The 347-nt window shown below is 45.2% G+C and carries 1 rRNA gene; it reads right to left on the bottom strand.

Annotated elements, in window-relative coordinates:
* Window positions 1–333, bottom strand: a 23S ribosomal RNA gene (locus CD138_RS12435); the annotation flags it as partial.
* Window positions 334–347 lie beyond the last annotated feature (14 nt).

Raw genomic sequence — 347 nt, 5'->3', positions numbered from 1 at the left:
AAATTCTTTTGTAACTCCGTACAGAGTGTCCTACAACCCCAATAAGCAAGCTTATTGGTTTGGGCTCTTCCCGTTTCGCTCGCCGCTACTCAGGGAATCGATTTTTCTTTCTCTTCCTCCGGGTACTAAGATGTTTCAGTTCTCCGGGTCTGCCTTCTTGCATGCTATGTATTCACATGCAGATAACACGACATAACTCGTGCTGGGTTTCCCCATTCGGAAATCTCTGGATCAATGCTTACTTACAGCTCCCCAAAGCATATCGTCGTTAGTAACGTCCTTCATCGGCTTCTAGTGCCAAGGCATCCACCGTGCGCCCTTAATAACTTAATCTATATGATATTTTG

The organism is Staphylococcus intermedius NCTC 11048 (genome assembly GCF_002902385.1).
GTDB lineage: Bacteria > Bacillota > Bacilli > Staphylococcales > Staphylococcaceae > Staphylococcus > Staphylococcus intermedius.
This window is presented reverse-complemented; position numbering and strand designations above follow the sequence as displayed.